The sequence below is a fragment of the Streptomyces sp. NBRC 110035 genome (assembly GCF_000829695.1).
Lineage (GTDB): Bacteria > Actinomycetota > Actinomycetes > Streptomycetales > Streptomycetaceae > Streptomyces.
On record NZ_BBNN01000022.1, the window covers coordinates 25020 to 50612 of the forward strand.

General features: G+C 75.9%; 15 protein-coding genes. 6 read left to right on the top strand and 9 right to left on the bottom strand.

The window, feature by feature from the left end; genetic code table 11:
* Positions 1-10 precede the first annotated feature (10 nt).
* The 4 genes from TU30_RS11995 to TU30_RS12010 are packed head-to-tail and all read right to left on the bottom strand — an operon-like array spanning position 11 to position 5125.
* The gene (locus TU30_RS11995; protein ID WP_042168405.1) at positions 11-265 is read right to left on the bottom strand and encodes an acyl carrier protein; all 255 of its coding nucleotides are present in this window, start codon (positions 263-265) and stop codon (positions 11-13) included.
* Positions 262-1287 (bottom strand): threonine/serine dehydratase, encoded by a 1026-nt coding sequence (locus TU30_RS12000; protein ID WP_042168407.1) that lies wholly within the window; start codon positions 1285-1287, stop codon positions 262-264. The genes TU30_RS11995 and TU30_RS12000 overlap by 4 nt, the downstream gene beginning before the upstream one ends.
* Positions 1284-2801 (bottom strand): amino acid adenylation domain-containing protein, encoded by a 1518-nt coding sequence (locus TU30_RS12005; protein WP_042168409.1) that lies wholly within the window; start codon positions 2799-2801, stop codon positions 1284-1286. Before TU30_RS12005 ends, TU30_RS12000 begins: the two co-directional genes overlap by 4 nt.
* Positions 2801-5125 (bottom strand): lantibiotic dehydratase, encoded by a 2325-nt coding sequence (locus TU30_RS12010; RefSeq protein WP_042168411.1) that lies wholly within the window; start codon positions 5123-5125, stop codon positions 2801-2803. The genes TU30_RS12005 and TU30_RS12010 overlap by 1 nt, the downstream gene beginning before the upstream one ends.
* Positions 5126-5460: 335 nt before the next feature.
* Here TU30_RS12010 and TU30_RS12015 point away from each other — a divergent pair, with 335 nt between their 5' ends.
* From TU30_RS12015 to TU30_RS12025, 3 genes are all read left to right on the top strand, one after another.
* A complete protein-coding gene (locus tag TU30_RS12015) occupies positions 5461-5649 on the top strand; it encodes an MbtH family NRPS accessory protein (RefSeq protein WP_042168802.1) in 189 nt (62 codons plus the stop codon).
* Entirely contained in the window at positions 5642-6421 is a 780-nt protein-coding gene (locus tag TU30_RS12020) for a 4'-phosphopantetheinyl transferase superfamily protein (protein WP_078878236.1), read from the top strand. Before TU30_RS12015 ends, TU30_RS12020 begins: the two co-directional genes overlap by 8 nt.
* Positions 6422-6584: 163 nt before the next feature.
* On the top strand, positions 6585-7325 hold the full coding sequence (locus TU30_RS12025; protein WP_042168415.1) for a peptidase E: 741 nt from the start codon (positions 6585-6587) through the stop codon (positions 7323-7325).
* 147 nt (positions 7326-7472) lie between these two features.
* Here TU30_RS12025 and TU30_RS12030 read toward each other — a convergent pair whose 3' ends face one another.
* Complete coding sequence (locus TU30_RS12030) at positions 7473-8126, bottom strand: response regulator transcription factor (RefSeq protein ID WP_052479781.1); 654 nt, start codon at positions 8124-8126, stop codon at positions 7473-7475.
* On the bottom strand, positions 8123-8734 hold the full coding sequence (locus TU30_RS12035) for a response regulator transcription factor (RefSeq protein WP_042168416.1): 612 nt from the start codon (positions 8732-8734) through the stop codon (positions 8123-8125). The genes TU30_RS12030 and TU30_RS12035 overlap by 4 nt, the downstream gene beginning before the upstream one ends.
* 529 nt (positions 8735-9263) lie before the next feature.
* On the opposite strand from TU30_RS12035, the gene TU30_RS12040 reads away from it, so the two are divergent.
* The 3 genes from TU30_RS12040 to TU30_RS12050 all read left to right on the top strand — a co-directional run bounded on the left by TU30_RS12040 (position 9264) and on the right by TU30_RS12050 (position 15744).
* Positions 9264-12413, top strand: coding sequence for a type 2 lanthipeptide synthetase LanM family protein (locus TU30_RS12040; RefSeq protein ID WP_042168418.1), 3150 nt, complete (start codon positions 9264-9266; stop codon positions 12411-12413).
* A gap of 89 nt (positions 12414-12502) precedes the next feature.
* Complete coding sequence (locus TU30_RS12045; protein WP_042168419.1) at positions 12503-12700, top strand: hypothetical protein; 198 nt, start codon at positions 12503-12505, stop codon at positions 12698-12700.
* 131 nt (positions 12701-12831) lie between these two features.
* A complete protein-coding gene (locus tag TU30_RS12050) occupies positions 12832-15744 on the top strand; it encodes a LuxR family transcriptional regulator (protein ID WP_042168421.1) in 2913 nt (970 codons plus the stop codon).
* A gap of 10 nt (positions 15745-15754) precedes the next feature.
* Here the strand turns inward: TU30_RS12050 and TU30_RS12055 are convergent, their stop codons facing one another.
* The 3 genes from TU30_RS12055 to TU30_RS12065 are packed head-to-tail and all read right to left on the bottom strand — an operon-like array spanning position 15755 to position 25589.
* Positions 15755-17005: an MFS transporter gene (locus TU30_RS12055; RefSeq protein WP_042168425.1), complete on the bottom strand. Its 1251-nt coding sequence runs from the start codon at positions 17003-17005 to the stop codon at positions 15755-15757.
* Positions 17006-17034: 29 nt separating this feature from the next.
* On the bottom strand, positions 17035-18270 hold the full coding sequence (locus TU30_RS12060) for a cytochrome P450 (protein ID WP_042168428.1): 1236 nt from the start codon (positions 18268-18270) through the stop codon (positions 17035-17037).
* Complete coding sequence (locus TU30_RS12065) at positions 18267-25589, bottom strand: non-ribosomal peptide synthetase (protein ID WP_052479783.1); 7323 nt, start codon at positions 25587-25589, stop codon at positions 18267-18269. The genes TU30_RS12060 and TU30_RS12065 overlap by 4 nt, the downstream gene beginning before the upstream one ends.
* Positions 25590-25593: the final 4 nt, after the last annotated feature.

The following is a 25593-nucleotide window of genomic DNA, read 5'->3' on the forward strand; positions in this document are numbered from 1 at the left end:
GCCGTGGAGGTCAGGGGCGGCCGTAGTCGGCGTCGACGACCTCGGCCAGGTCCCGCGGTGTGGGGTAGGCGAAGACCAGGGACACCGGCACCTCCGCGCCGAGGACCTCCTCGAGCCGGCCGGTGATCTGGAAGGCGGTGAGCGAGTCGCCGCCCGCTTCGTAGAAGTCGGTGTCCGCGGTCAGGTCGGGAAGGCCGAGCACGTCGCGGAAGATCCCGACGAGCAGGTCGGCGGTGCGGGTGGCGGTCGCGGTGTTCTCGGTCATGGTGTGTGCTCCTCGATGGTGGTGGCGGTGGGTGCTTCCACGGCTCTTTCCGTGGATGTCGCGGTGCGTGTGCGGAGAAGGGCGTGCAGGCGGGCGGGGGTGTTGCCGCCGGAGACGACCACCACGGCCCGTTCGCGGCGGCCGGCGCGCAGGGCTCCGGCCAGGGCGACGGCTCCGCTGGGTTCGGCGTCGACGCCGAGGCGGTGCAGCAGGGCGGTGGCGGCGAGGATCTCGGCGTCGCCGACGGCCATCAGGTCGTCGACGCGGTCACGGATGATCGGGTAGGGGACGCGTCCCGGCCGCTGGCCGCGCAGGCCGTCGGCGACGGTGGCGCAGGGCGGCAGCCGGACCGGGTGTCCCTCGGCCAGGGAGCGGGCGTAACGGGGCGTCAGGGCCGGTTCGACGCCGACCACTCGGACCGGATGGTCGGCAGCGGCGAGGCAGACGCCGGCGAGGAGTCCGCCGCCGCCGGTCGGGACGTAGACCGTCTCGGTGCCGGGGGCGTCGGCGAGCAGTTCGGTGCCGGCCGTGCCCTGCCCGGCCACCACCAGGGGGTGGTCCGAGGAGGGCACGAGGGTGGCTCCGGTCTCCTCCGCGAGCCGGCCGGCCCGCTCCTCCCGCTCGGCCACTCCCCCGCCCACCTGGACCGTCTCGGCGCCGAGCGCGCGGATGACGGCGGCCTTGGCGGGGGTCGCGCCCGCCGCGAGGACGACGGTCAGGCGGATGCCGAGGGAGCGGGCGAGCCAGGCGAGGGCGATGCCGTGGTTGCCGGACGAACCGGTGACGACCCGGTCGGCGTCCAGCGCCAGGACGGCGTTGGCGGCTCCGCGCATCTTGAAGGAGTGGCCGGCCTGCCGGTGTTCGGCCTTCAGCAGCAGGTCCGGTCCGTGCGCCGGCGTCACCGGGCCGCGCAGCAGGGGCGTGCGCAGGACGTAGGGGGCGATGCGGACGGCCGCCGCGGCGACGTCGGCAGGGCCCGGCAGGGTACCGGCCTCGGCCGGCCGCAGGCCGGTGGCGGTCACGGGGCGCTCCCCACGACCAGCCGGCGGCGGTCCGCCTTGCCGCCCCGGGTGGTGGGCAGCGCGTCGTGGCGCTGGAACCGGCGGGGCATCAGGTGCGGCGGCAGGGAGCGGGCCAGGTGGGTGCGGAGCTCCGCGTCGGTGGTGCCGGTCAGGTCGCCCGTGACGTGGGCGACCAGATGGACCCGTCCCCGGTCGTCGGTGTGCGCGGTGACCGCGGCGCCGCCGACGCGCGGGTGGGACAGCAGGGCGCCCTCGATCTCGGCGGGGTCGACCCGGTGGCCGCGGATCTTGACCTGCCGGTCGGTGCGGCCGGCGTAGGTCAGGCCCTGCGGGCCCCACCGGCCGAGGTCACCGGTGCGGTAGAGGCGGGCGCCGGGCGGGCCGAAGGGGTCGGGCAGGAAGCACTCGGCGGTGCGGGCCGGGCACCCGCCGTAGCCTCGCGCCACGCCCGCGCCGCCGATGTACACCTCGCCCACGCCGCCGTCGGGGACCGGCGCGAGACCGGCGTCGAGCACCCGGACGACCGTGCCCGCCCGGGGCGTGCCCACCACGTCGGTGGCCGTGTCGGGCTCGGCCGGGACGACGTGGCGGGTGGTGGTCATGGTGCACTCGGTCGGGCCGTACTGGTTGACGAGCGTGCCCGGTACCGTCCGCCGCCCGCCGGCGGTGAGGAACGGGCGCAGGGACTCTCCGCTGGAGGCGACCAGGGTGACGTCGGCCAGCGGGTCGGCCGGGGCCGGCTGTCCGGCCAGGTGCGTCAGGAAGGACGGAGTGACGCTGAGCAGCGCGGTCACCCGGTGTTCGCGCACGGTCCGGGCGAAGTCGGCGGGGCGCAGCAGCCGGGCGCGCTCCACGATCACCAGCCGGGCTCCGGCCAGCAACGGGGCGAAGGTGTCCCGGATCGAGGCGTCGTAGCCGAGCGGCGCGGTCTGCAGGGCCACGGTGTCCGGGCCGAGGCGGAAGGCGCGCGCGGTGTCGCGCAGGTAGGCGTCGAGGGCGTGGTGTTCGACCAGGACCGGGCTGGGTTCGCCGGTGCTGCCGGAGGTGTGGCTGACGTAGGCCAGGGCCTGCGGGTCGACGGGCGGGGGCGGCGTCGCGGGTCCGTCCGGCCCGGTGGCGGATCCGGCGGGTCCGGCGGCCGGCCGGTCCAGCAGGATCGTGGGCACGTCCAGGTCGAGTGCGCGGGCGTGCGCGGAGGTGGTCAGCAGCAGGCGGGCGCCCGCCCCGTGGGCGAAGGCCGCCAGCCGGTCGCGGGGCTGGGCCACGTCCAGGGTGAGGAAGGCGGCTCCGCAGCGCATGACCGCGGCCATCGCGGCCACCGCGTCGGCGCCGTGCCCGACGGCGACGGCGCACACCGTCTCCGGTCCGGCGCCGTGGGCCCGCAGCAGCGGGGTCAGTTCGTCGGCGCGCGCGGCCAGCCGGCCGTACGTGATCTCGCCGGCGGGGGTGTCCAGCGCGATCCGCTCCGGGTGGCGGACGGCGTGTGCGGCGAGGTCGTCGGCGACGGTGCGCATCACGCCTCCTCCCTGCCGGTGACGGTCCGGTCGACGGCCACGAAGCGGAGTTCGGAGGTGTAGCGGTGGCCGTCGTCGTCGGTGAGCCAGGACTGCTCGGGGGTGGGCAGCATCTCGCTGACCTTCAGGCGGGCCCCGGAGTCCTTGCGGGCGAGCCGGCGGGCGGCCTTGGCGAGGATGGTGACGTACACGGGGCTGTCGAAGTCGACGTAGAACGGGCGGGGTTCGGTCGGGGAGACGACGAAGACGAAGCGGGGCAGGTCGTGGCGGCGCTGCCAGTGCCGGGCCCGCACGAACCGGGCGGCCTCGCTCTTCTCGTCGGCGAAGTCGACTTCCGAGACGGGCAGCTGCCAGGTCTCACGGGCCACGGTCATGCGGTCGACGGTGATGCGCGGGGTGTGTGCGCCCTCGGGACGGAGGGTGAAGCGGTCCATGACGCGCTGGGTGAGGGTGTTGGCGTAGGCGTCGAGGACGTCGTGGGCGCTGCCGTCGGGCAGTACGGCGGTCAGCCGGCCGTCCCGGTTCTCGACGCGGACGTCGGCGCTCGGCACCGAGTTCGGACGGTGCGGGTCGCCGGTCTGGTCGACCAGGGTCACGTAGTGGTCCTCGGGCCGGTCCAGGGAGGGCCGGCTGCGGGTGGACCAGCGCAGGGGCAGTTCCTTGGGCAGCGTGGGCAGCAGGCGTGGGCCGGGGAAGTCGCGGCCGGTCTCGGCGATCAGCCGGTCCCGCTCGGGGTGCTGGTGGACGAAGAGGGAGGCGCCCATGGTGTTCAGCGCGCAGTGCATCTCGCCGAGAACGAGGTCGACGTCGCCGCGGGCGAGGGCGTCCGCGTCCTCGGCGACGACCAGGATGTCGGGGCTGACGTAGCGGGCGAGGGACCAGCCGTCGCCGGGCTCACCGAACTCCCGGCGCACCCGGTCGGCCAGCTCGCCCGTGGTCAGGCGGACGCGGCGGGCGCCGGGCGGGAGGTCGAGGATCCGGGCCCACCTGGCGCGCAGTTCGGCCTGGACGGTGTCGATCAGGTCGCCGGCGTCCGGGTGCGGGGAGGGCAGGGTGTTCATCCACAGGGTGGCGAGGTCGACGGGTGCGCCGCCGGCGCTCAGGCGGTCGTGGACGGTGCGCAGCCGGGTGCGGATGGCGTCGGCGAAGCGGTTCGTCATCCAGCGGGCGGCCGTCAGGCACAGCTGGAGGGGCTCCAGACCGGCCAGCAGGGCGGGCCCGGCCGTGGCGGTGGCCGACCGTCGGGCGTCGGAGTACACCAGTCCCCGGCAGGGAGCGGTGCGCGCGCCCTTGGCGCGCTGGGCCTCGCTGTCGGTGAGGGTGGCGAAGTCGGCCTCCAGGGCGCCGATCGCGGTGGTCAGCGCGGTGGCGTCGGTCCCCGCGTCGCGTACGGCGTCGCGGCCCCGCTCCAGCACGGCGAGCTTCGCCAGCGCCCGGTCGCGGACGGCCTCGTCGGGTACGCGCTCCAGGATGCGGCGCAGGGCCCGGTCGGGGTGGGTGGCCGCGGGCACCTCCAGACGCCACTGCACCCAGCGCCGGCCGGCCAGTTCGCGCACGACGTCGGCGACGTCGGCGGTCTCCAGGCCCAGCTCGGCGGCGACGGCGGCCAGGTGCCGGGTGCCGTCGCAGCGCAGCAGTACGGCCTGCTGGAGTTCCCCGACGGGCTGGGCGGGCCGTCCCGGGATCCGTACCGTGCCGTCCTGGCAGCGGACGAAGGACATCCGGCGCGGCGGGATCCACCCCATCAGTTCGGTGTCCTCGGCGAGCACCTTGGCCAGGGCGTCGATGGCCCAGCCGGAGAAGTAGACCTCCTGCGCGGCGAGGAAGCCCCGGCCGGCGTCCACGGTGACGGCGTGCGGCGCCGACAGGTCCCAGCGGCCCCAGCCGACGGGGCCGAAGAAGCCGATGGTGTCGTTCTTCACGCAGAACCGCTGCCAGTAGTGGGCGACCAGTTCCTCCCGCTGGCGGGGCATGCTGCTGCGGCTGTCCACGCCCGGCGTCCAGCGCAGGAACGGGGCGATGCCGGTGCGCAGGACGGCGGGGTTCTGCCAGGCGAGAGCCGCCTGGAAACGGGGCTGTGCGGCGACTCGCTGGAGGTGGCGGGCGGTGTCCACGGCGGCCGCCGACAGCTCCTCGGTGAAGGCCTGCCACTCGGGTCCGGCCGGATCGGTGCCGGGGCCGAACTTGTCGGCGGCCTCGGCCAGTCCGGGCGGGGCCAGCCGCAGCACCCCGTCGGCGGGGAAGCCGGGACCGCGCAGCGCGAACTCCTCCCAGAGCCGCCAGCCTCCGCCCGGCAGCAGGACCGGTGCGTGCTCGTCCGACATCACGTGCTCCTTCCGGAAGGGGGTGCGCGGGGAGGCCGCTCGGTGCTCGGCCGGGCCGTGGCCGCCGCCGGGATGCCCAGCTCCCCGGGCGGACAGCACCGTCCCGCGCCGGGGCGGCAGGGCACCAGAGAAGATCCGGCAGCAACGCGCGCCGCGGGCTCGGCGCGTTCGTCCCTGCCCCGGTCGGGGGGCCGCCCGGCACGCTGTCGGCGTCGGCCCCGACCTGCGGCCGGCCCATCACCTGCGGGAGGTTCACCGTGACGCAACCCCACTCCGCGACCGGTCCGGGTGCCGAGGAGGCCCGCCCGGGCTCCGGGGAACCGGGCACCGACGAGGTGTATCTCGTGGTGCGCAACGACGAGGAGCAGTACTCGATCTGGCGGGCGGACCGCGACGTGCCCGCCGGCTGGCACCCGGAGGGCCGGCGGGGCAGCCGGCAGGAGTGCCTGGACCACATCGGCGTGATCTGGACGGACATGCGTCCGCTCAGCCTGCGCCGTCGGCTGGCCGGGGCAGATGTCTGAGCCACGGGCGGGCCGGCTGCTGGACCCGCCGGCACACGCCCCACCGCCGGCGCCGTCCGGGCTGCCGGGCCCGGCCGTGCTGGACCTGTCCGGGCTGCGGCACCGGACCCGGGCGCCGGGTCCACGTGTGCTGAGGGGGCCGCTGGAGCTGTACCTGGCCCACGTCGGTGCCCTGGACGAACGGGCACTGCGGGATGCCCGGGAACTGCTGGACGCGGAGGAACGGGACCGGGCCCGCGCGTTCCTCCGCGACCGCGACCGGGACGCGTACGTGGTCGCGCACGCGGCCCTGCGCGACGTGCTGAGCGCCCTGCTAGGCGTGCCCGCCGACGCGCTGCCGCTGACGCGGGAGCCGTGCGCGGGCTGCGGCGGGCCGCACGGGCGGCCCGTCCTGCGCATGCCGGGCGTGCACTTCTCGCTGTCCCACAGCGGGGATCTGGTGATGGTGGCGCTCGCCCCCGCACCGGTCGGTGTCGACGTGGAGGGGCTGGCCACCGCGCGTGCGGTGCTCGGCGCGCAGTCGGCGCTGCACCCGGCGGAGGCAGACGAGCTGGCGCTGCTGCCCGCGCACGAGCGTCCGGTCGCGTTCACCCGGGCCTGGGTGCGCAAGGAGGCCTACCTCAAGGGTCTGGGCACGGGTCTGGTGCGCGATCCGGCACTGGACTACGTGGGCACCGGGCCGCTGCCGACCGCCCCAGCACCGGGGTGGACCGTACGGGACGTCCTGGTCCCGGCGGGGTACGCGGCGGCGGTGGCCCTGCGGACGCCCTGACGGCGTACGCGCGAACACGGCGGGGACCGGTCCGGCGGGCGGGTCCCCGCCGTGACGTTGCGGCGTCCGTGCCCGGTCCGGCGCCGTTCGCGTGGGCAAGGAGCCCGACGCCTTCACCCACAACCCACAAGCACACAGCAGTTGGCGCGCTACGATCACCGGCGTGAGTGCTCCGGAACCGACCATCGTCGCCACCTCCGGAGGTCATCGCGTGGGCACACGCACCCGGGTCCTGTTCCACTCTCTGGTCCACCACGCGGTCGATCTCTCCGGTGTGCACGGCCGACGCCCCCGAGTCCTGTACCTGGGCACGGCGGTGGGCGACGCCGAGCACGTCACGGCGCGGGTGGGCGAGGCCGCCCGGGTGGCGGGCTTCGACCTCACCCCGCTCCAGCTCTTCCCGATGCCGAGCGTGGACGACGTCGAGGGCACGGTGCTCGACCACGACGTGGTCTGGGTGATGGGCGGCTCGGTGGCCAACCTGCTCGCCGTGTGGCGGGTGCACGGGCTGGACGGGGTCCTGCGGCGCGCGTGGCGCTCCGGGGTGGTGCTCGCCGGGGTGAGCGCGGGTTCCATCTGCTGGTTCCAGGGCGGCACCACGGATTCCTTCGGACCCGAACTGCGCCCGGTCACCGACGGTCTGGGCCTGCTGCCGTACGGCAACGGGGTGCACCACGACAGCGACGAGGGCCGGCGCCCGCTGATCCACCGGCTGGTGGCCCAGGGCGTCTTCCCGACGGCGCACTGCACCGACGACGGTGTGGGTCTGGTCTACCGGGGCACCGAGCTGGTCGAGGCGGTGGCGGAGGAGCCGGGCAAGGCTGCCTACGTGGTGCGCCGGGACGGCGAGCGCGCCGTGGAGGAGCGGATGGAGCCGCGGTTGCTGCCCACGCCCCCCGGCTGACCGGCCGGACGGACGACCGCTCGAAGGAGCCGGCGACCGCGCGGGGCGACGCGGGCGACCGCGTGCGGCCGTCGCGGCCCCCCGGCCGCGGCTCCCGCCCCGCCGCTGCGTCCGTCCTCCGTCCCCCGTGTCGCCCGCTCCGCCGCCTCAGACCAGGCCGTGACGCACCGCGTGGGCGACCGCGTGGGCCCGGTTGCGGGCCTGCAACCGGGCCATGATCTCGTAGATGACGTTCTTGACGGTGTGTTCGGAGCAGCGCAGCAGCAGGGCGATGTCCGCGTTGCCGTGGCCCTCGGCCATGAGGCGCAGCACCGACGTCTGCCGGGCGGTCAGGACGGGCCGGCCGCCGCCGTCGGCCGGATCACCGGGTCCTGGACCGCCGGCCAGCAGGTGGGAGAGGTCCGGGTAGGGGATGCTCGGGTGCGGATGGGCCGCGCGGCGCACCGCCGCCGCCAGGCTCTCCTCGGTGAGGTCGGCGGCCCGCAGGACGACCGCCCCGGCCCGCAGTGCGAGCCGCAGTCCCGTGCGGCCGACGGTGTCGCACACCAGGACCAGCGGGCCCGCGCCGTGCCGGCCGCGCAGGGCCTGTGCGGCGTCGGCGGCGGCCACCACGGTGACGGTCCCGGGCCCGCCGTGCTCCGCCGCGTGGGCCAGGCCGGCGCGGCGGGCCGTTGCGCGGACCCGGTCGGCGCCCCGCGAGGGCGGGATACGAAGGGTGGGGAGCACGCCGGCCGCGGCGGCGGACGCCATGGGCGCCATGGGCGCGGCGGGCGCGGGCGCGGCGGTCAGGGTCGCGGTCACAGCAGTCCCGCCCGGAGCGCGTAGGCGACCGCATGGGCGCGGTTGCGCAGCCGGAACCGCTGGGTGATGTCGTGCACCACGGTGGTCACGGTGCGCGGCGAGTAGGCGAGCCGCTGGGCGATCTCGGCCGTCTCGTGGCCGTCGGCGACCAGCCGCAGCACCGAGCGTTCCCTGTCGGACAGCATGCCGTCGGTCCAGCCGCCGGTGCCGTGCCGGGTGTCCGACGGGCGGTCCAGGAGCTGTTCGAGCAGACCGGGCGGCAGGGTGCAGTCGTCCCGGGCGGCGGCCAGTACCGCGTGGGCGAGGCGCGGGGCGTCGGCGTCCCGGCGCACCAGCAGGCCGCGGGCACCGGCGGCCAGGGTGTGCAGGGCGTCGCCGGAGGCGAGGACACCGGCCACCAGCACGACGGCGGGGCCGTGCCTCAGGGCGCGGGTGGCGCGCACCATGTCCAGCTCGCCCGGGCCGAGACGGTCGACGGTGAGGACGGCGACCCGGGCCTCGGCGGGCTCACACACGGTCAGTTCCGGGCAGGCGAGCAGGGTCGAACGCGTGCCGGCCTCCAGTACCGGATCGAGGGCGACCACGCCGACGGATACGGGTGCTCCCATCTGCTGCTCCTAGGAAGTCGGTCCGCCCGGCGCGGGCACTCCGGGCGGTGTGCGGTGGGGACTGCGCACCACAGTGCCGGGGGCGGGGGCGCGGCGGCATCGGTAACCGGCCCCCACCTTTCCCCCGGGCGGGGCGGCCCCCTCGGCCCGGGATCCCCCGGGGTCCTCCTTCCGGCCCTGCCCACGGGGGCCGTCGGCCGGTCCGCGCGACGGCGTGATCAGCGGGCCGGGGCTCCGGGTGCGGGAAAGAAGCGGTCATGGGGCCGGTGCCCCGGGGAAGGGGCGCGCACGAGGGGCCGCGCATGCGCCGAGGGGCGGGCACAAGGGCCGAACGCGCAGCATCACGTTTCCGTCCGGCGCTTCGTCCCCCATCCGGGCGGTACCGGCGGCCCCGCCTCCGAGCTGCGGGTTTGCCGCTCGGGGAGTGGTGCCGGGCGGGGCGGCCCGACGGAGCGGGGCGGGGGCCGCGCAGAATATGGGGGCCGCCTACCCATGTGGGGGTCACAGGGGGTCTGCGACCTTCTTTCTCGTGACTGAGACCGCCAGCCTCCCGACGTCCCGGAGCACCGGCCTTCCGCCCTCGTGGTGGGCACCGGCGCTGTCCCTCGCGGAACGACTCGCCGCCCCCGGCCTTCCCGGGGCGCCCGCCGGAGCCACCGCCGGACCCGCTCCCTGGGCCGCCGGGGACGCCGAGGGCTTCGCCCTGCGGCTGGCCGGTCTGGGCGTGGACGGGGCCACGGCCGCGGCACTGGCCGCGGAGCCCGCGGCGCGGCTGGCCGCCCGTGCCCCGAAGCCCGACTGGGCACGGTATGCCGAGGCGGTCCTGGACCACGCCGCGGCGGCGCCGGTGGACACGCTCGCCCCGGGCGAGGGACCCGACGCCTTCGCTCCGGTCGTCCAGCCGCTGGTCGGCACCGCCACCGCGCGGCTGGCCGGGCTGCTGCCCGCGTTCCCGGACGCCGAACCGGCCGTGTGGCGGGAGGCGTTCGCACGGCGGCTGACGCACCAGCTGGTCCGGCAGGCGGCGCGGACCCTGGTCCGCGAACTCGACGCGGCGCGGCGCGCCGGGCGGCTGGCCGGGGCCGGCGCCCGCGAGCGGTTCGACGCCTTCACCGCCGCCGCGGCCACCCGGCAGGGCCTCGGGGCGCTGTTCGCCGCCTACCCGGTGCTGGCCCGGATGCTCGCGCAGACCGCCCTGGACGCGACGGGGGCCACGGCCGAACTGGCGGCCCGTTTCGCGGCCGACCGAAAGGACCTGGCCGCCGGACTCCTCGACGGACGCGCCCCGGGGCCGCTCGTCGGGGTGGACCTCGGCCGCGGGGACGCCCACCAGGGCAACCGGTCCGTCGCCGTCCTGCGCTTCGCCGGCGGCGACCGGCTGGTCTACAAGCCACGGCCGCTCGGCCAGCACGCGCTCCTCGACGACCTGGTGCACTGGCTGAACTGCAAGGTCCCCGGACTGGACCTGCGGACCCCGCGCAGCCTGCGCCGCGAGGCGTACGGCTGGCTCGAGTTCGTCGAGCACCGCTGGTGCCGGTCGGTGACCGAGACGGACGCGTTCTACCGGCGCCAGGGCGCGCTGCTGGCCCTGCTGTACGCGGTGGACGGCGCCGACATGCACTACGAGAACGTCATCGCCTGCGGCGACCAGCCGGTTCTGGTGGACGCCGAGACGCTGCTGCACACCGGGCTCGCGCAGTCCACGACGGCGGGCGCCGACCCGGCGGCGGACGCGCTGCACGCCTCCGTGCACCGCACCTGCCTGCTGCCGCACCTGCTGATCGGCGAGCACGGGGCCCTCGACATCTCCGCGCTCGGCCGGTCCGCCGACGGCACCTACCCGAGCGAGGGCCTGCACTGGCGGGACAGCGGTCTGGACACCATGCGGGCCGTACGCGCCCCGCTCCTCAGTCCCGCGGCGCACAACCAGCCGCTGCCCGCCGGCCGCCCCCTGGAGGGCGCCGACCACCGGGCGGCCCTGTTGGAGGGGTTCCGCGCCGCGTACGCGGCGCTCGCCGCGCACGGCCGTGAACTGCTCGGCGACGACGGCCCGCTGGCGGCCGGTGCCGACCGTCCCGCCCGGCTCATCGTCCGCTCCACCCGTCTGTACGCGACGCTGCTGGAGGAGTCGGCCCACCCGTCGCTGCTCGGCGACGCGCTCGCCCGGGAGGGCGTGTTCGCGGTGCTGTGGACCGAGTCCGGGCACGACGGGACACGGCAGCGGCTGATCGAGCACGAGACGGCGGCGCTGTGGCGCGGTGACGTGCCGCTCTTCACCCATCGGCCGTCGGGGACCGCGGTCCGGGCCGACGACGGCACGTGGCTGCCGGATGTGCTGCCGGTGTCGGGCGTGGCCGCGGTGCGGGAGAAGATCGCCCGGATGGACGAGGTCGACTGCCACGACCAGGAGTGGATCATCACGGCCACGCTCGCCGCCCGGGGCGCGGGCTCCCCGCTGGACCGGCCCAGGTCCGAACTGGTGGTGGAGCCGGTGCCCGCCGTCGCGCCCGACGCGTCCCGGCTGCTCGCCGCCGCGTGCGGGATCGCCGACGAGATCGCCGCCCGCGCGGTGCGTGAGGGCGGGCGGACCAACTGGCTCGGCCTGGAGCGGGTCTCCGGGCCGCACTGGGCGGTGCTGCCGATGGGCGCCGGACTCGCGCAGGGCTACTGCGGAGTGGCGCTGTTCCTGGCGCACACCGACGCACTGGCCGAGGCGGGCCGGTACGCCGCGCTCGCCCGGGAGGCCGTCCGCCCCCTGCCCGTCCTGCTGAAGGCGCTGGCGGACGAGCCCGAGCTGAGTGCGGCGGCGGGACCCGGCGCGTACGACGGTCTCGGCGGCGTCGTGTACGCGGTGCTGCGTCTGTCGGCACTGCTCGGCCCGGACGTCGCGAAGTGCCTGCCGAACGCGCTCACCGCTCTCGGCCACGCCGCATCCGCGTGCTCCGAGCCCGGATTCGCCGGCGGTACGGCGGGAGCCCTGGCCGCCGCGGTCGCGGTGCACGAGGCGACCGGCGATCCGGCGGCGCTGGGGCTGGCGGACGCTCTGGCGGAGCGGCTGCTCGGCGCGGTGGCCGGAGGGGCCGCCGGCGCCAAGGGCGCCGTGCCGCCCGGTGCGGACCGGTGTGCCGCCGCCGCGCACGGCCTTCCGGCAGGTTTCGCCGACGGCGCCGCGGGCATCGCCTGGGCCCTGCTGCGGTACGCCGCACGCCGCCCCGGGGATGCCGCCGGGCATGCGGCCGCCGCCCGGACACTGCTGGAGGCCGCGCTGCGCGGCACCGGGGCGGCGCCCGCGGACGTGTCCTGGTCCGGCGGACTCGCCGGTGCGGCGGCCGTCGCCGCCCACCTGTCCCCCGCGCCCTCCGTGTCCCCGGTCCCGGCCCGGCCCGCGGACGCCGGGGTCCGTCCCGACCTCAGCCTCGGGCGGGGCACGCTCGGCACGCTGGAAGCCCTGGCCGTAAGCGCCGGGAGGGGCGATTCGGCCGCCTCCGGCGAGCTCGCCCGGTGCGCGGGCCGGGCCCTCGCCCTCGTCGAGGCGCAGGGCCACCGATGTGCCACCCCCGACCACGTCCCCTCCCCCGGGCTGCTCGACGGGCTGTCCGGCATCGGCTACGGGCTGCTCCGGCTGGCCCACCCCGGCACCGTCCCGTCCGTCCTGCTCCTGGCCCACCCCGACCACTGACCGGTAAGGCACCCGCGTTCCTCGGCCCCATGGCATCTCCACCTCCGCCCCGTACCTGCCGTACGGAAAACAGAAGGGGAAGACCTTTCATGGATCAGCACCTCGCCACCACCGCCGCCGACTCCGCCCGGCACACCGCCGACGAGCAGGACGCGGCGGGCGGGATCACGCTCACCGGCCGCAACCGGGCCTGCGCCCGCGCCCGGGTCCTGGCCGGGATGGTGCTGACCAGCGGCATCGTCGTCACGCTGAGCACCCTGGACACCTCGGTCTCCGCGCCGGGCTGACCCCGCACGGTTGTCACGTCGGGTGAGGGCGCGGGACCGCCGGGCGGTCCCGCGCCGCGGCGCGTCCGGCGGTTCTCCGTCGGGGTCGCGATCTGCCCCGGGCCCCGGCTTGCCGATTATCATCTGCGTCCATGCGTTCCCATGCGCCTTTCCTCGTCGGGCGGGACCCCCAACTCACCCTGCTCGAACGTGCCATGGCCCAGGCGAGACAGGGGCGCGGCGGCGTCGTCTTCCTGATCGGCGAGGCCGGAGTGGGCAAGTCGCGGCTCGCGGCACAGGCCGTGGGCGGTGCGCTGGGCTCCGGTATGCGGGTACTGCGCGGCCGCAGCAGCACCACGGGGCCCGCCGTGCCGTTCCGGCCGCTCACCGAGGCGCTGATGTCGCTGTTCCGCAGCGGCGAGCCCCTCGACGACCTGGCCCTCGGTCCCTACCGGCCGGTCCTCGGGCGGCTGATACCCGACTGGGACACCGGGGAGCGCGAGAGCAGTTCCATGGTGATCCTGGGTGAGGCGGTGCTGCGTCTGCTGCTGGCCGCCGGGCGCGGGCAGGGCCAGTTGCTGCTGCTGGAGGACCTGCACGACGCCGACCCCGAGACGCTCGGCGTCCTCGAGTACCTGGTGGACAACCTGGAGTACACACCGGTCCTGCTGCTGGCCACCGTGCGGACCGATTTCAGCGACGCCCTGGACCTGGCGCAGTCCGCCCGCCGCCGGGGCGTCGCGACCCTGGCCGAACTGCCGCCGCTGACCCGGCCCCAGGTGGACGAGATGACGGCGGCGCAGCTGGGGGCCGACGGTCCGGGGGACGTGCCGGCGGCGGTGCTGGACCGCCTGTGGGAGGACAGCGCGGGCAGTCCGTACCTGGTCGAGGAACTGCTCCAGTCCATGATCGGGGCCGGGACGCTGGTGCAGGGCACCGACGGCTGGCGGGCGGTCGGCGATCTGCGCCGTGACGTTTCCTCGACGCTGGCCCGGGGCATCCTGAGGCGCATCGACCGGCTCGGCACGCAGGGTCTGACCCTGCTGTCGGCCGCCGCCGTCCTGGGCCGCCGCTTCCCCCTCACCGTGCTCCAGCGCATGACCGGTGCCGACGACCGGGCGCTGCTCGGCCATCTGCACGCGGGCGTCGCCGCCCGGCTGGTCGTCCCCGACGAGCCCGCTCCCGACTGGTACTCCTTCCGCCACTCCCCCACCGTCGAGGCCCTGTTCACACAGATGACGCCGGGGCAGCGGGCGGACCTGGCCAGGCGGGGAGCACGGGCCGTCGAGGAGCTCCATCCGGGTCTCGAAGGCGACTGGTGCGCGCTGGCGGCCGGGCTGCGCTGCGAGGCCGGGGACCGTGTGGAGGCGGGGCTGCTGTACGCGGACGCCGGCGGGCGGGCCCTGGCGGCGGGCGCCCTGGGCTCCGCCGTGACGCTGCTCAGCCGGGCCGAGGGCCTGCTGGCCGACGCCGGCGATCCGCAGGCGCGGGCCTCGGTGCTGGAGAACCTGCTGCCCGCGCTCGCGGAGGCCGGCGACTTCGCCCGCGCCCTCGACCTGGCCGAGGACCTGCACGCGCTGGGCGGCGCCGGGCTGAGCGCCGTACGGCTGGCCACGCTGCACGCCCGGCTGGCCAAGGTGGCCCACACGGCGGGGCGGTGGAGCGACGGCAACCGGCAGATCGACCGGGCGCGCGAGGTCCTGGCGACGGCCCCGGACGAGGCGACGGAGGCGTCCGTCGACGTCACGGCCGCCTACCTCGCCCTGGACACGCCGGGGTCGGACCGCACCCAGCACGCGGAGAAGCTGGCCCGGTCGGCGGCCGACACCGCCGAGCGCCACGGCCTGCCCGTGGTCGCCTGCCAGGCCCGGGAACTGCTCGCCACCGTCGCCCGCGAGCGGGACCCGGAGGAGTCCGCGGCGATGCTCCAGCAGGCCCTGGCGACGGCGGAGCGGCACCGGCTGCCCCTGCAGCGCATGTACGCGGCCACCCGCATGGGCGGCAACACCTGGCTCGCCGAGGGCGACACCTCCGGTCTGCTGGCGGCCCGCGAGGAGGCGCTGCGGCTCGGCTCGGTGAGCATCGTGCACACGGTGGACGGCATCCTCATCCTGGACGCGGTGCTGCGCGGCGACCACGAGAGCGCGCGGTCGGCGGCGGACGACTGCCTGGCCGTGGTGCGGCGGCTGCGCCTGGCACCCGCCGTGCGGTACGTCCTGATGGCGCGGGCCGCCCTGGAGGCGCACCGCGCGGACCGGGCGGCGATGGAGACGGCCCTGGCGGCGTTCACCGAGTGGGACGGCGCCGGTTCGCAGGAGGAGCCGCTCAGCCTCGGCCTGGCCCGCGCCTTCTGTGCGCTGCTGGAGGAGGACCGCGACCTGGCGCGCGCGGAGCTGCGGTCGATGCAGGAACTGGAGGCGGGCAACCCCTCCACCTACCACCTCGGCGGCACCCACGGCCTGGTGCTGCTGCTGGACGTGCTCGCCGGTGACGCGGGGCGGGCGCGGCACGAGGAGATCACCGCCACCGCGATGGCCCGGATGCGCTGGAACCGCCAGTTCGTGCTGCTCGCCGACGCCGTGCTGCTGGGCCGGGAGGGCGCGGGGCCGCGCGCGGCGGCGGCGGTGGAGTCGGCACTGGAGGTGGCACGGCCCTACCCGCTCGCCCGGCATCTGGGGCTGCGGCTGATCGCGGACGCGGGGTACCGGGACGGCTGGGGCGATCCGGTGGGCTGGCTGCGGCGGGCCGAGCACTACTTCCACGAGCGGGACGTCGCGGCCGTCACCGGCGCCTGCCGGGCGGGGCTGCGCAGGCTCGGCGCCCCGGTGCACCAGCATCGCTCCGGCACCAGCCGGATCCCGGAGAAGCTGCGCGCGCAGGGCGTGACCGTCCGGGAGTTCGACGTGTTCCGGCTGCTCGCGGAGCGGCTCAGCAACAAGGACATCGCCGACCGTCTGTTCATCTCGCCCCGCACGGCGGAGAAGCACATCGCGAGCCTCATCGCCAAGACGGGGTCGGCCAACCGCGCGGACCTGTGCGCGCGGTCGGCCGCCTTCGGGGGGTAGGGCGCGTCGGCTACCGCATCTCGCGCACCGCCCTGGACCCCAGCACCGCCAGGCCCGTCGCGGCGAGCACCAGGGCCACCACACCGAACAGGGCGAACGTGTCCTTCCCGGCCAGTGCCCCGCACAGGATCAGCGACAGCGGGGCCACGGCGTAACCGAGGACCATGTCGACGGAGACGACGCGGCTGAGCACCTCCTGGGGGATGTTGCGCTGGATCCAGCTCAGTCCGAACACGCCCTGGAAGCCGATGGCGAAGCCCATCGCGAGGACGGTCGCCACGACGACCGGAGTGCTGTGCACCAGGCCCAGGACGGCCATCCCCGCGCCGAGCCAGCCCGCCAGCGCGGCCACCAGCAGACCGACCCTGGGCCGCCCGCCGACGGCGCCTCCGACGAGGGTGCCGAGCACGGCTCCCCCGGCGAGGGAGCCGTTGAGCACGCCGAGCGTCGCCGAGCCGCCGCGCAGCACCTGGTCGGCCAGGGTCGCGAAGCCGACCGTGAAGGGCCCGGCGTAGCAGAAGTTGACGGCGGTGTCGAGGGCGACGACGGTCCGCAGCCGCGGGTCGCGCGCGGTGTAGGTGACGCCCTCGCGGATGCGGGCGGCGAGGGACGCCCGTTCCTTCACCGCGCCGGCGGGGGTTTCGCGGGCCGCCGCGGGACGGGTGCGGACGCGCGCCACGCACAGGCCGCACAGGGCGAAGCAGACCGCGTCGACGAGGAAGGCGATCGGCGCCCGGGTCAGGGCGATGACCAGGCCGCCGACGGCCGGGCCGACGACGGCGGCGGTCCGCGCGCCGACCCCCATCAGCGCGTTGGCCGGGGTGAGCAGTCCGTCGTCCACGACCGAGGGCAGGATGGAGACGCGCGCCGGCTGGAAGAAGGCGTCGACGGTGCCGAAGGCGGCGGCCGCGGCGCACAGCATCCACACCGTCAGGTGTCCGCCCAGTCCGGCGAATCCGACGGCCGCCATCAGCACCGCCCGCGTCCAGCTGGACGCGACCATCAGGGCGCGCGGCGACCAGGAGTCGCTGAGGCTGCCGCCCACCAGGGTGAACAGGGCCCGGGGTACGGCCTGGAAGGCCAGGACGTAGCCGAGGGTGAGGGTGGATCCGGTCAGGCCGAGGGTGATCCAGGAGAACGCGACGACGCTGAAGCCGTCTCCGAGCAGGGACAGCGACTGTCCCGTCCACAGGAGGCGGAAGGAACGGTGCCGGGCGGGTGCCCACAGCCGCGGACCGGCGCCGGTGAGGGTGGTGGCCATGGTGTGCCTTTCGTCGGACCGGGGCCCGGTCAGTAGTGCACGGGCAGGGCGGTGAGGCCGCGGTTGAGCAGGGAGGGCTGCCAGGCCAGGCCCCCGGGGTCGGCGAGGGTGAGGCCGGGGTGGTCGCACACGAGCGTCCGTACGACGGTCACGGCCACCAGCCGGGCCAGGGCCGCGCCGATGCAGAAGTGGGCGCCGAAGCCGAAGCCGAGGTGGGTGGCGCAGGAGCGGCGGACGTCGAACCGGCCGGGGTCGGGGAAGCGGGCCGGGTCGCGGTTGGCGGCGGCGGTCACCAGGAAGATCCGGTCCCCGGCCCGCAGGGTGCGGCCGTCGAGGTCGAGGTCGCGGGCGGCGGTGCGGATGGACATCTTCGACGGGCCGTCCAGCCGCAGGGTCTCCTCCACCGCCCCCTGGGCCAGTTCGGGCTCCGCCCGGACGGCGGCCAGCTGGTCGGGGCGGGTGAGCAGGGCCAGGACGGTGTTGGCGATGAGGTTGCTGGTGGTCTCCCCGCCGGCGAACGCCATCTGGGTGAGCATCCCGACGAACTCCTCCTCGCCGACCGAGTCGCCGATCCGCCCCTCCCCCAGCACCTGGCTGATCAGGTCGTGGCCCGGTTCGGCGCGGCGCCGGGCGACGAGGGCGCCGAGGTAGTCCTCCAGGCTCACCAGCGCCTGGAGGGAGGCCCGGTACTCGCTCTCCTCCTGGGCTGTGCCGAGGACGAGGTCGGCGACGCGGGTGTTCCAGTACCAGAAGGAGGGCGCGTCGGCGGGCGGGATGCCGAGCCAGCGGGCGAACACCAGGGCGGGCAGCGGCTTGGCGACGCCGGACAGGAGGTCGCCGGTACCGCCGGGCACGGCCTTGCGGGCGAGGACGGCGCGGGTCGCCTTCTCGGTGAAGGCGCGGTAGCGGGCCACGGCGCGGGCGGCGAACGCCTCCTGGAAGACCCGGCGCAGCCTGCGGTGCTGGGGAGGGTCGTTGAAGACCATCCAGCGCGCGAGGATGCCGAAGGCCCGTTCGGCATCCTCGCGGGCGCCCTGCGGGACGGCGTCCATCAGCGGCCGTACCCGGTCGGCGGAGACCGCGGGGTCGCGCAGGCAGCTCATCACCTGCTCGTAGCCGGTGACGAGCCAGGCGTGGTGCAGCGGGCTCCAGCGGACGGGGGCCTGCTCGCGCAGGGCGTCGAGGTGGTCGTAGGGGTCGGCGATCATGTCCGGGGAGAGCAGGTAGCGCTCGGCGAGGACGGGGGCGGGGGCATGGGTGGTCATCGGGTCTCTCCCGTGGGGGTGCTCGTGGTGGTGCCGACGGCCCCGGTGGTGCCGGTGCGCCCGATGCCGGTGAGCAGGGCGGCGATGCCGTGCACCCGGGGCTCGGCCATCATCGACATGTGGTCGCCGTCGCTGATGTGCAGCGTGAGCCCGCCGGCGGCCACCTCGCGCCAGCGGGCGACGTAGGTGTCGTAGTCGACGTCCAGGCCGGGCATGGTGCGGCCGCGCGGCAGTCCGGCGGCCTCGCTGCCCACCACGAGGTGCACGTGTCCGGGACAGGGGCGGACGTCGTAGGCGGCGAGGGCGGCGAGCAGTGAGTGCCACACCTCGATCGGGGCGCCTTCGACGAGGGCCGCCTCGGCCGGGCTCATGCCCGCTCCCAGCAGGGTGGCGGTGAGCTCGGCGGTGGCCCGGTCGCGCTGCGTCGAGGGCGGCAGGGCGCGCAGCCGGTCCCGCTGGCGCAGCGCTTCGCGCAGGTCCCGGGTGACCTCGTCGAGGCGGGTGCGGGCGGCGGTGTTGGGCAGGTACGGCTCGATCAGGACCAGCGGTGCGACGGTGTGACCGGCCCCGTGCAGCTGGGTGGCCATCTCCAGGGCGATGTTGGCGCCCATGGACCAGCCGAGCAGGGCGTGCGGCCCGGTGCCGCCGCGTTCGGTGATCTCGGCGACGTAGTTGGCGGCGATGCCCGTCACGGTGCTGGGATCAGTGCCGCCGAGCAGGCCGCGCGCCTGGAAGGCGTGCACGGGGCGGCCGGGCGGCAGGGCGCGGGAGAGCGGGACGAACCAGGCGGCGCTGCCGCCTGTGGGGTGCACGCACCACAGGGGTTCCCCGGTGCCTTCGCGAAGCCGCACCTCGGAGGTGACGGCGGCGGGCAGGCCCTCGCCGGCCGTCCGGACGGCGTGCTCGGCCAGCCGGGCGAGGGTGGGGTGTTCGATCAGGTCGCCGACGGAGACGGACAGGCCCCGCGCGGCGGCCATGAGGGAGACGCGGACGGTGGACAGGGAGCTGCCGCCGACGCGGAAGAAGTCGTCGTGGACGCCGATCCGGGACAGCCCGAGGACCTCGCGCCAGATCTCGGCCAGGATCTTCTCTGCGGCACTGGACGGGGCGACGTACTCGGTGTCCGCGCGGTCGGGTTCGGCCGTCGGCAGGGGCAGCGCCCGCTTGTCGATCTTGCCGCTGCGGTTGACGGGCATCTCGTCGAGGACGACGAACCGGGCGGGCACCATGTACGCGGGCAGTGAGGCCCGCAGGGCGCCGCGCAGCTCCTCCGGGGCGGGCCGGCGCTCCTTCGGGGCGACGAGGTAGGCGACGAGGGCGGGTTCGCCGGGCAGGTCGGTGCGGTGCAGGACCACCGCCTGGCGGACCTCGGGCAGCTGCCTCAGGGCGTGCTCGATCTCGCCGAGTTCGATGCGGAAGCCGCGCAGTTTGACCTGGGAGTCGCGGCGGCCGAGCCACTCCACGGAGCCGTCCGGCCGGTGCGTGCCGAGGTCGCCGGTACGGCACAGGCGGTCGCCGGGGGCGCCGTACGGGTCGGGGACGTAGGTGGCGGCGGTGAGGGCGGGCCTGTTCAGGTAGCCGCGGCCGACCGCGTCGCCGCCGAGGTGGATCTCGCCGGGGACGCCGACCGGGACCGGCTGCAGGTCGTCGTCCAGGACGTGGACGCGGGTGTTGCGCATCGGGGTGCCGACGGGCGGGCGGCCCTGGCCGGGGCCGATGTCGGCGGCGAGGGACCAGACGGTGGTCTCGGTGAGGCCGTAGACGTTCTGGAAGCGCCGGCCGCGCGACCACCGGTCGGCGAGTCCGGCCGGACAGGCCTCGCCGGCGACCTGGAGCACCCTGAGGTCGGGGAAGGCGTCCTCGCCGAGCACGGCGAGGGCGCTGGGCGGCAGCATGGCGCCGGTGACGCGGCGCTCGCGCAGGGTGCGCGCGAGGTCGGGGCCGGGGCGCAGGGCGTCCCCGGGGGCGGTGACCAGGCAGCCGCCGTTGGCGAGGGACCAGGTCAGTTCCAGGACCGAGGCGTCGAAGCCGAAGGAGGCGAACTGCAGGACGCGGTCCCCGGGCGTGGGGTCCACCAGGTCACGCTGGCCCTCGAGCATGTTGGACAGGCCGCGGTGCGCGATGGCCACGCCCTTGGGGGTGCCCGTGGAGCCCGAGGTGTAGATGATGTAGGCGAGGGTGTCGGCGTCGGCCGCCGGGCCGCCGGGCACGGGCTCCTGGCGCTCCGCGGGGGCGTCCAGGTGGACGACCGGCCCGCCGAACGGCACCGTGCCGGCCAGGGCCCGCTGGGTCAGCAGTACCCGCATGCCGCTGTCCTGTGCCATGAACGCGAGCCGTTCGGCGGGGTGTTGCGGGTCCAGCGGGAGGAACGCGCCGCCGGAGCGCAGCACGCCGACGGCGGCGCGCACCAGGTCCGGGCCGCGTTCGGCGCAGATGCCGACCACCGTCTCGGGCCCCACTCCGAGCCTTCGCAGCCGGTGCGCCAGCTGCTCGGCCTGCTCGTGGAGTTCCGCGTACGTGAGCCGCTGCCCGCAGTGCTCGACGGCGGTCGCGTCGGGGGTGCGGGCGGCATGGACGGCGATGTGCTCGTGCAGGAGCAGCGGGGAGGACGGGACGAGGGGGCCGCGGGCCCAGTCGTCGAGGGCGGTGGCGCGGGCGGCGCCGGTGAGGGCGGGACGGGTGACGCGGCCGTCGGGGTCGGCGGTCATGGCCTCCAGCTGGGCGCAGTACACGTCGGCCAGCTGCTCGGCGGTGGCGGGGGCCACGTACTCCGGGTCGGCGTCGAGGGTGAAGGCGTTGACACTGGCGTTGACCAGCAGCGGGAACATGGTGCGGGCGATCTCCAGGGAGTCGTCCCAGGAGTCGTGGGAGAGGCGGTGGAAGTTGACGTAGTTGAAGACGGTGTCGGTCAGCCGCGGTTCGGTGGGCCGGAGTTCGGCGATGCGGACCAGGGGGACCCTGCGGTGCGGCAGCATGTCCTGCTCGGCCCGGAAGACGTCCCTCAGGTGGGCGAGCCAGGTACCGCGCGGGCGGGCCACACCGAACGGCACGGTGTTCAGGAACAGTCCGCGCATCCGGTCGGCACCGGGCAGTTCGGGACGGCCGTTGGTGACGAGGCCGATGCTGTGGCCGAGGACGCTGTCGTCGCGGTCGGCGAACAGGCTCATGGTGTGGTGGAAGGCGGCGACGAGCACGGTGCGGCGGGGCACGCCCGCTTCCCTGGCGAGCCGGCCGATGCGTTCGGCGAGGTGGGCGTAGGAACGGCGGACCTCGTGGACCGGCGGGTGGCCCTCGGCGGCGCCGTCCGCCCGGCGGCGGAGGGTCACCGGCCTCAGGTCGGCGAGCCGGTCGCGCCAGTACGCCAGTGACTCCTTGCTGTTCAGCGCGGCGCGTTCCAGGGCGACGTACTCGGCGAACGGCGGCGCGTTCGGCGGTTGCGGGGCGGTGCGGTGGGCGACGGCCTCCCGGTGCAGGGCGAGCAGGTCGGCGACGAGGGAGGTCAGGCTCCAGCCGTCGAGGACGACGTGGCAGTCGGTGAGGACGAGCCGCAGGTCGTGGTCGGTGACGTGGTGCAGGTGGAGGCGGACCAGAGGTGCCGCGGCCAGGTCGAAGCGGCGGTCGAACTCCTCGTCGACGAAGCGGCGCAGCCGCGTCCGCTGCTCCTCGCGGGGCAGTCGGCGCAGGTCGGTGTAGCCGACGGGCAGGTGGGCGGTGCGGTGGACGAGCTGGAGGGGCTCACGGTAGGAGACGAGGTCGACGGAGGTGCGCAGGATCGGGTGTCCGGCGACCAGCGCGTCCACGGCGGCCTGGAAGGCGCCGAGGTCGAAGCCCTCGGGAACGGTGATCTTCAGGTCGGTGACGTTGTGGTAGGCGCCGCGCCGGGGGTCGGCGAGCATTTCGTGCAGCATGCCCGCCTGGAGCATGGTGAGCGGGTAGGCGTCGGCGAGGTCCTCGGGCAGCCGGTCGGCGTCGGCGGGGTCCACCTGGGAGAAGGGGGCGACCGGCTCGGGGATGCCGGTCGCGTCGGAGACGAGTGCGGCCAGGTCGGCGAGGGTGCGTGCGCGGAAGACGTCGGCGACGGTGAAGGCGAGCCCGGCGAGCCGGCCCAGGCCGACCAGGCGCAGAGCGAGGATGGAGTCGCCGCCGAGGTCGAAGAAGTTGTCGGTGCGGCCGACGTGCTCGACGCCGAGGACCTGGCTCCACACGCCGGCCAGGGCCTGCTCGGCCGGCCCCTCGGGCGGCACGTGGGTGCGCTGTCCGCCCGCGTCGGCGTGGACGGCGCTCAGCGCGGCCCGGTCCACCTTGCCGTTGGCGGTCAGCGGCAGCCGCTCGTGGCGGACGAACAGCGCCGGGACCATGTGGTCGGGCAGGCTCAGCCGCAGCCCTTCACGCAGGGCGGGCGGGTCGAGCGGGCGGCCCTCGGGCGTGACGACGTGAGCGACCAGCCGGGCCGTGCCGCCGTCGGCGCGGGCCACCACGGCGACGTCCGCGACGCCGGGCAGGGTGCGCAGCGCCGTCTCGATCTCGCCGGGCTCGACCCGGTGGCCGCGGATCTTCACCTGGTGGTCGGCGCGGCCCACGTAGGCGAGTTCGCCGTCGGGCAGCACCCGCACCAGGTCGCCGGTGCGGTACATGCGGGCGCCGGGGGCGCCGAAGGGGTTCTCCAGGAAGCGCGCGGCGGTCAGTTCGGGCCGGTTGCGGTAGCCGCGGGCGACGCCGCCGCCGGAGACGTACAGCTCACCGACGGTGCCGGGCGGGACGAGCCGGCCCCAGGGGTCGAGGACGTAGCCGTGCTGTCCGGCCAGTGGCCGTCCGACGGGCGAGCGGACGGTGCCGCGGACGTCGTCCTCGGTGATGGTGCGGAGGGTGACGTGCACGCAGGTCTCGGTGATGCCGTACATGTTCACCAGGGCGGGCCGGTGCCCGGGGGCGGTGAACCAGTCGCGGTAGTCGCGCACGTCGAAGGCGTCGCCGCCGAAGACGACCGTGCGCAGGGCCAGGTCACCGAAACCGGCTCCGGCGTCCTTCAGGTGGGCGCGCAGCCCCTTGAAGGCGGCGGGGGTCTGGTTGAGGACGGTGACGCGCTCCTCGCGCAGCACGCGGTGCACGGCCGCCGGGTCGCGCACCTCGTCCGGGGTGAGCACGACGACGCGTCCGCCGGTGGCGAGCGGCGCCCACAGCTCCCACACGGAGAAGTCGAAGGCGGGTGAGTGCATGAGTGTCCACACGTCGGCGGGGCCGAAGCCGAAGTGCCGGTCGGCGGCGCCGAGCAGCCAGGCCAGGTTGGCGTGGGTGACCTCCACGCCTTTCGGGCGGCCGGTGGAACCGGAGGTGTAGATGACGTAGGCGAGGTCGTCGGGGGCCGGACGGAGGTCGCCGTCCCCGTCGGGGCCGTGCTCGTCGTGGGGGCCGTGCTCGTCGTCGAAGCCGTCGAGCAGCATGAGCCGGGCGGGCAGGGAGCCGGCGGCGGTGCGTGCGGCGGTGCCGGTGTCGGTGACGATCCAGTCGATGCCGGCGTCGGTGACGGTGAACTCGCGCCGGGCCTGCGGGTGGGAGGGGTCGAGCGGCAGGTAGGCGGCACCGGCCCGCCAGATGGCGAGCAGGGCCACCGCCAGGTCGGGGGTGCGGTCGAGGCAGACGCCGACGAGTGAGCCGCGGGCCACGCCGGCGGCACGCAGCCTCCGCGCGAGCGCGCGGGCGCGGGCGTCGAGCCGGGCGTAGGTCAGGGAGCGGCCCGATCCGCTGACGGCGGCGGCGTGCGGGGTGCGGGCCGCGTGCTCGGCGAACCGGTCGGGGGCGGTCCGCGGGTCGGGGGCGGTCCCGGTTCCGGTGTTGGCGGGGCCGTCCGGGCCGAGGAGGTGGCCGCGTTCGGCGGGGGTGAGCGGGTCGATGGCGCTGAGCGGGGTGTCGGGGGTGGCCCGGAACGCCTCCAGGAGGGTGACGGTGTGCCGGGCGAGGGCGGCGACGGAGGCTTCCTCGAACAGGTCGGGGCGGTAGACGAAGGCCAGCTCGGTGCGGTCCTCGCCGTCGCGCAGGTCCAGGGTGAGGTCGAACTTGGCGGTGGTGAGGTCGATCCGGTACGGCGTCACGGCCGCCTCCCCGAGGGTGAGGCCGGACGCGGCGGTGCCGGACTGCATGTAGAGCACCTGCACGAGCGGGTTGCGGGCCAGGTCGCGGTCCGGGCTCAGCGCGTCGACGACCTTCTCGAACGGCAGTGACTGGTGCGAGAACGCCTCCAGGACCTGGTCCCGGGTCCGGGCGAGCAGCGCGGCCGGGGTCGGGTCGTCGGAGAGGTCTCCGCGCAGCACGAGGGTGTTGACGAAGAAGCCGACGAGCTGCTCGGTCTCGACGCGTTCCCGGTTGGCCACGACGGTGCCGACGGCGATGTCGTGCTGGCCGGTGTGGAAGGCCAGCGCGGCCTGGAAGGCGGCCAGTACGGTCATGTAGGGGGTCGTGCCGACGCGCTGCCCCAGTGCGGTGAGCGCGTCGGTGAGGGAGGGCGGCAGGGTGACCCGGTGGACGGCCCCTCGGCTGCCGGGGGTTTCGGGGCGGGGGTGGTCGGCCGGCAGCTCCAGCGGGGTGAGTCCGGCCAGGCGGGTGCGCCAGTGCTCCAGTGCGGCCGACCGGTCGCTCTCGCGCTGCCAGATCGCGTAGTCGGTGTAGTCCAGGGGAAGGTCGGGCAGGTCCGCGGCGCGCCCCTGTATCCTGGCGCGGTACAGCTCGGCCAGGTCGCGGACGACGAGGTCGAGGGACCAGCCGTCGGAGACGATGTGGTGCATGCCCAGGACGAGCACGTGGTCGTCGGCGGCGGCGCGCACGAGGGTGGCACGGAAGGCGGGCTCGCGGGCGAGGTCGAAGGGGCGCAGGGCGGCCGCGTGCACGGCGGCGGCCAGGCGGCGCTCGCGGTCCTCGCTGCCCGCGCCGGTCACCTCGGTCACGTCCAGCACCGTGTCGCCCGCGGGCAGCACCCGCTGGTACGGGACGCCCTCGTGCTCGGGGAAGACCACGCGCAGCTGCTCGTGCCGGGCGGCCAGGTCGGCGACGGCCGCGCGCAGGGCCGGCACGTCCAGCGGGCCGGTCGTCCGCCAGGCGGCGGGGAGCAGGTAGGTGGTTGCTCCGGGATCGAGCCGGTCCAGGAAGTACAGGCGCTGCTGGGCGGCGGACAGCGGGATCCGTTCCGGACGGGGCCGGATCCGGGTCGGCCCCGTGTCCCGGGACGCGGCCCGGCCGCGCAGCCGCTGCTCCAGCAGACGCCGGGCCGCCGGGGACAGGCCGCCGCCCGCGGCGGCGGGGCCGGGACGCACGTCGGATGTGGTCATGAGG

Coding starts and splice junctions, on each gene's coding strand:
- TU30_RS11995 (WP_042168405.1), bottom strand. CDS start 265: ATGACCGAGAACACCGCGACCGCCACCCGCACCGCCGACCTGCTCGTC.
- TU30_RS12005 (WP_042168409.1), bottom strand. CDS start 2,801: ATGCGCACCGTCGCCGACGACCTCGCCGCACACGCCGTCCGCCACCCG.
- TU30_RS12010 (WP_042168411.1), bottom strand. CDS start 5,125: ATGTCGGACGAGCACGCACCGGTCCTGCTGCCGGGCGGAGGCTGGCGG.
- TU30_RS12020 (WP_078878236.1), top strand. CDS start 5,642: ATGTCTGAGCCACGGGCGGGCCGGCTGCTGGACCCGCCGGCACACGCC.
- TU30_RS12035 (WP_042168416.1), bottom strand. CDS start 8,734: ATGGGAGCACCCGTATCCGTCGGCGTGGTCGCCCTCGATCCGGTACTG.
- TU30_RS12045 (WP_042168419.1), top strand. CDS start 12,503: ATGGATCAGCACCTCGCCACCACCGCCGCCGACTCCGCCCGGCACACC.
- TU30_RS12050 (WP_042168421.1), top strand. CDS start 12,832: ATGCGTTCCCATGCGCCTTTCCTCGTCGGGCGGGACCCCCAACTCACC.
- TU30_RS12055 (WP_042168425.1), bottom strand. CDS start 17,005: ATGGCCACCACCCTCACCGGCGCCGGTCCGCGGCTGTGGGCACCCGCC.
- TU30_RS12060 (WP_042168428.1), bottom strand. CDS start 18,270: ATGACCACCCATGCCCCCGCCCCCGTCCTCGCCGAGCGCTACCTGCTC.
- TU30_RS12065 (WP_052479783.1), bottom strand. CDS start 25,589: ATGACCACATCCGACGTGCGTCCCGGCCCCGCCGCCGCGGGCGGCGGC.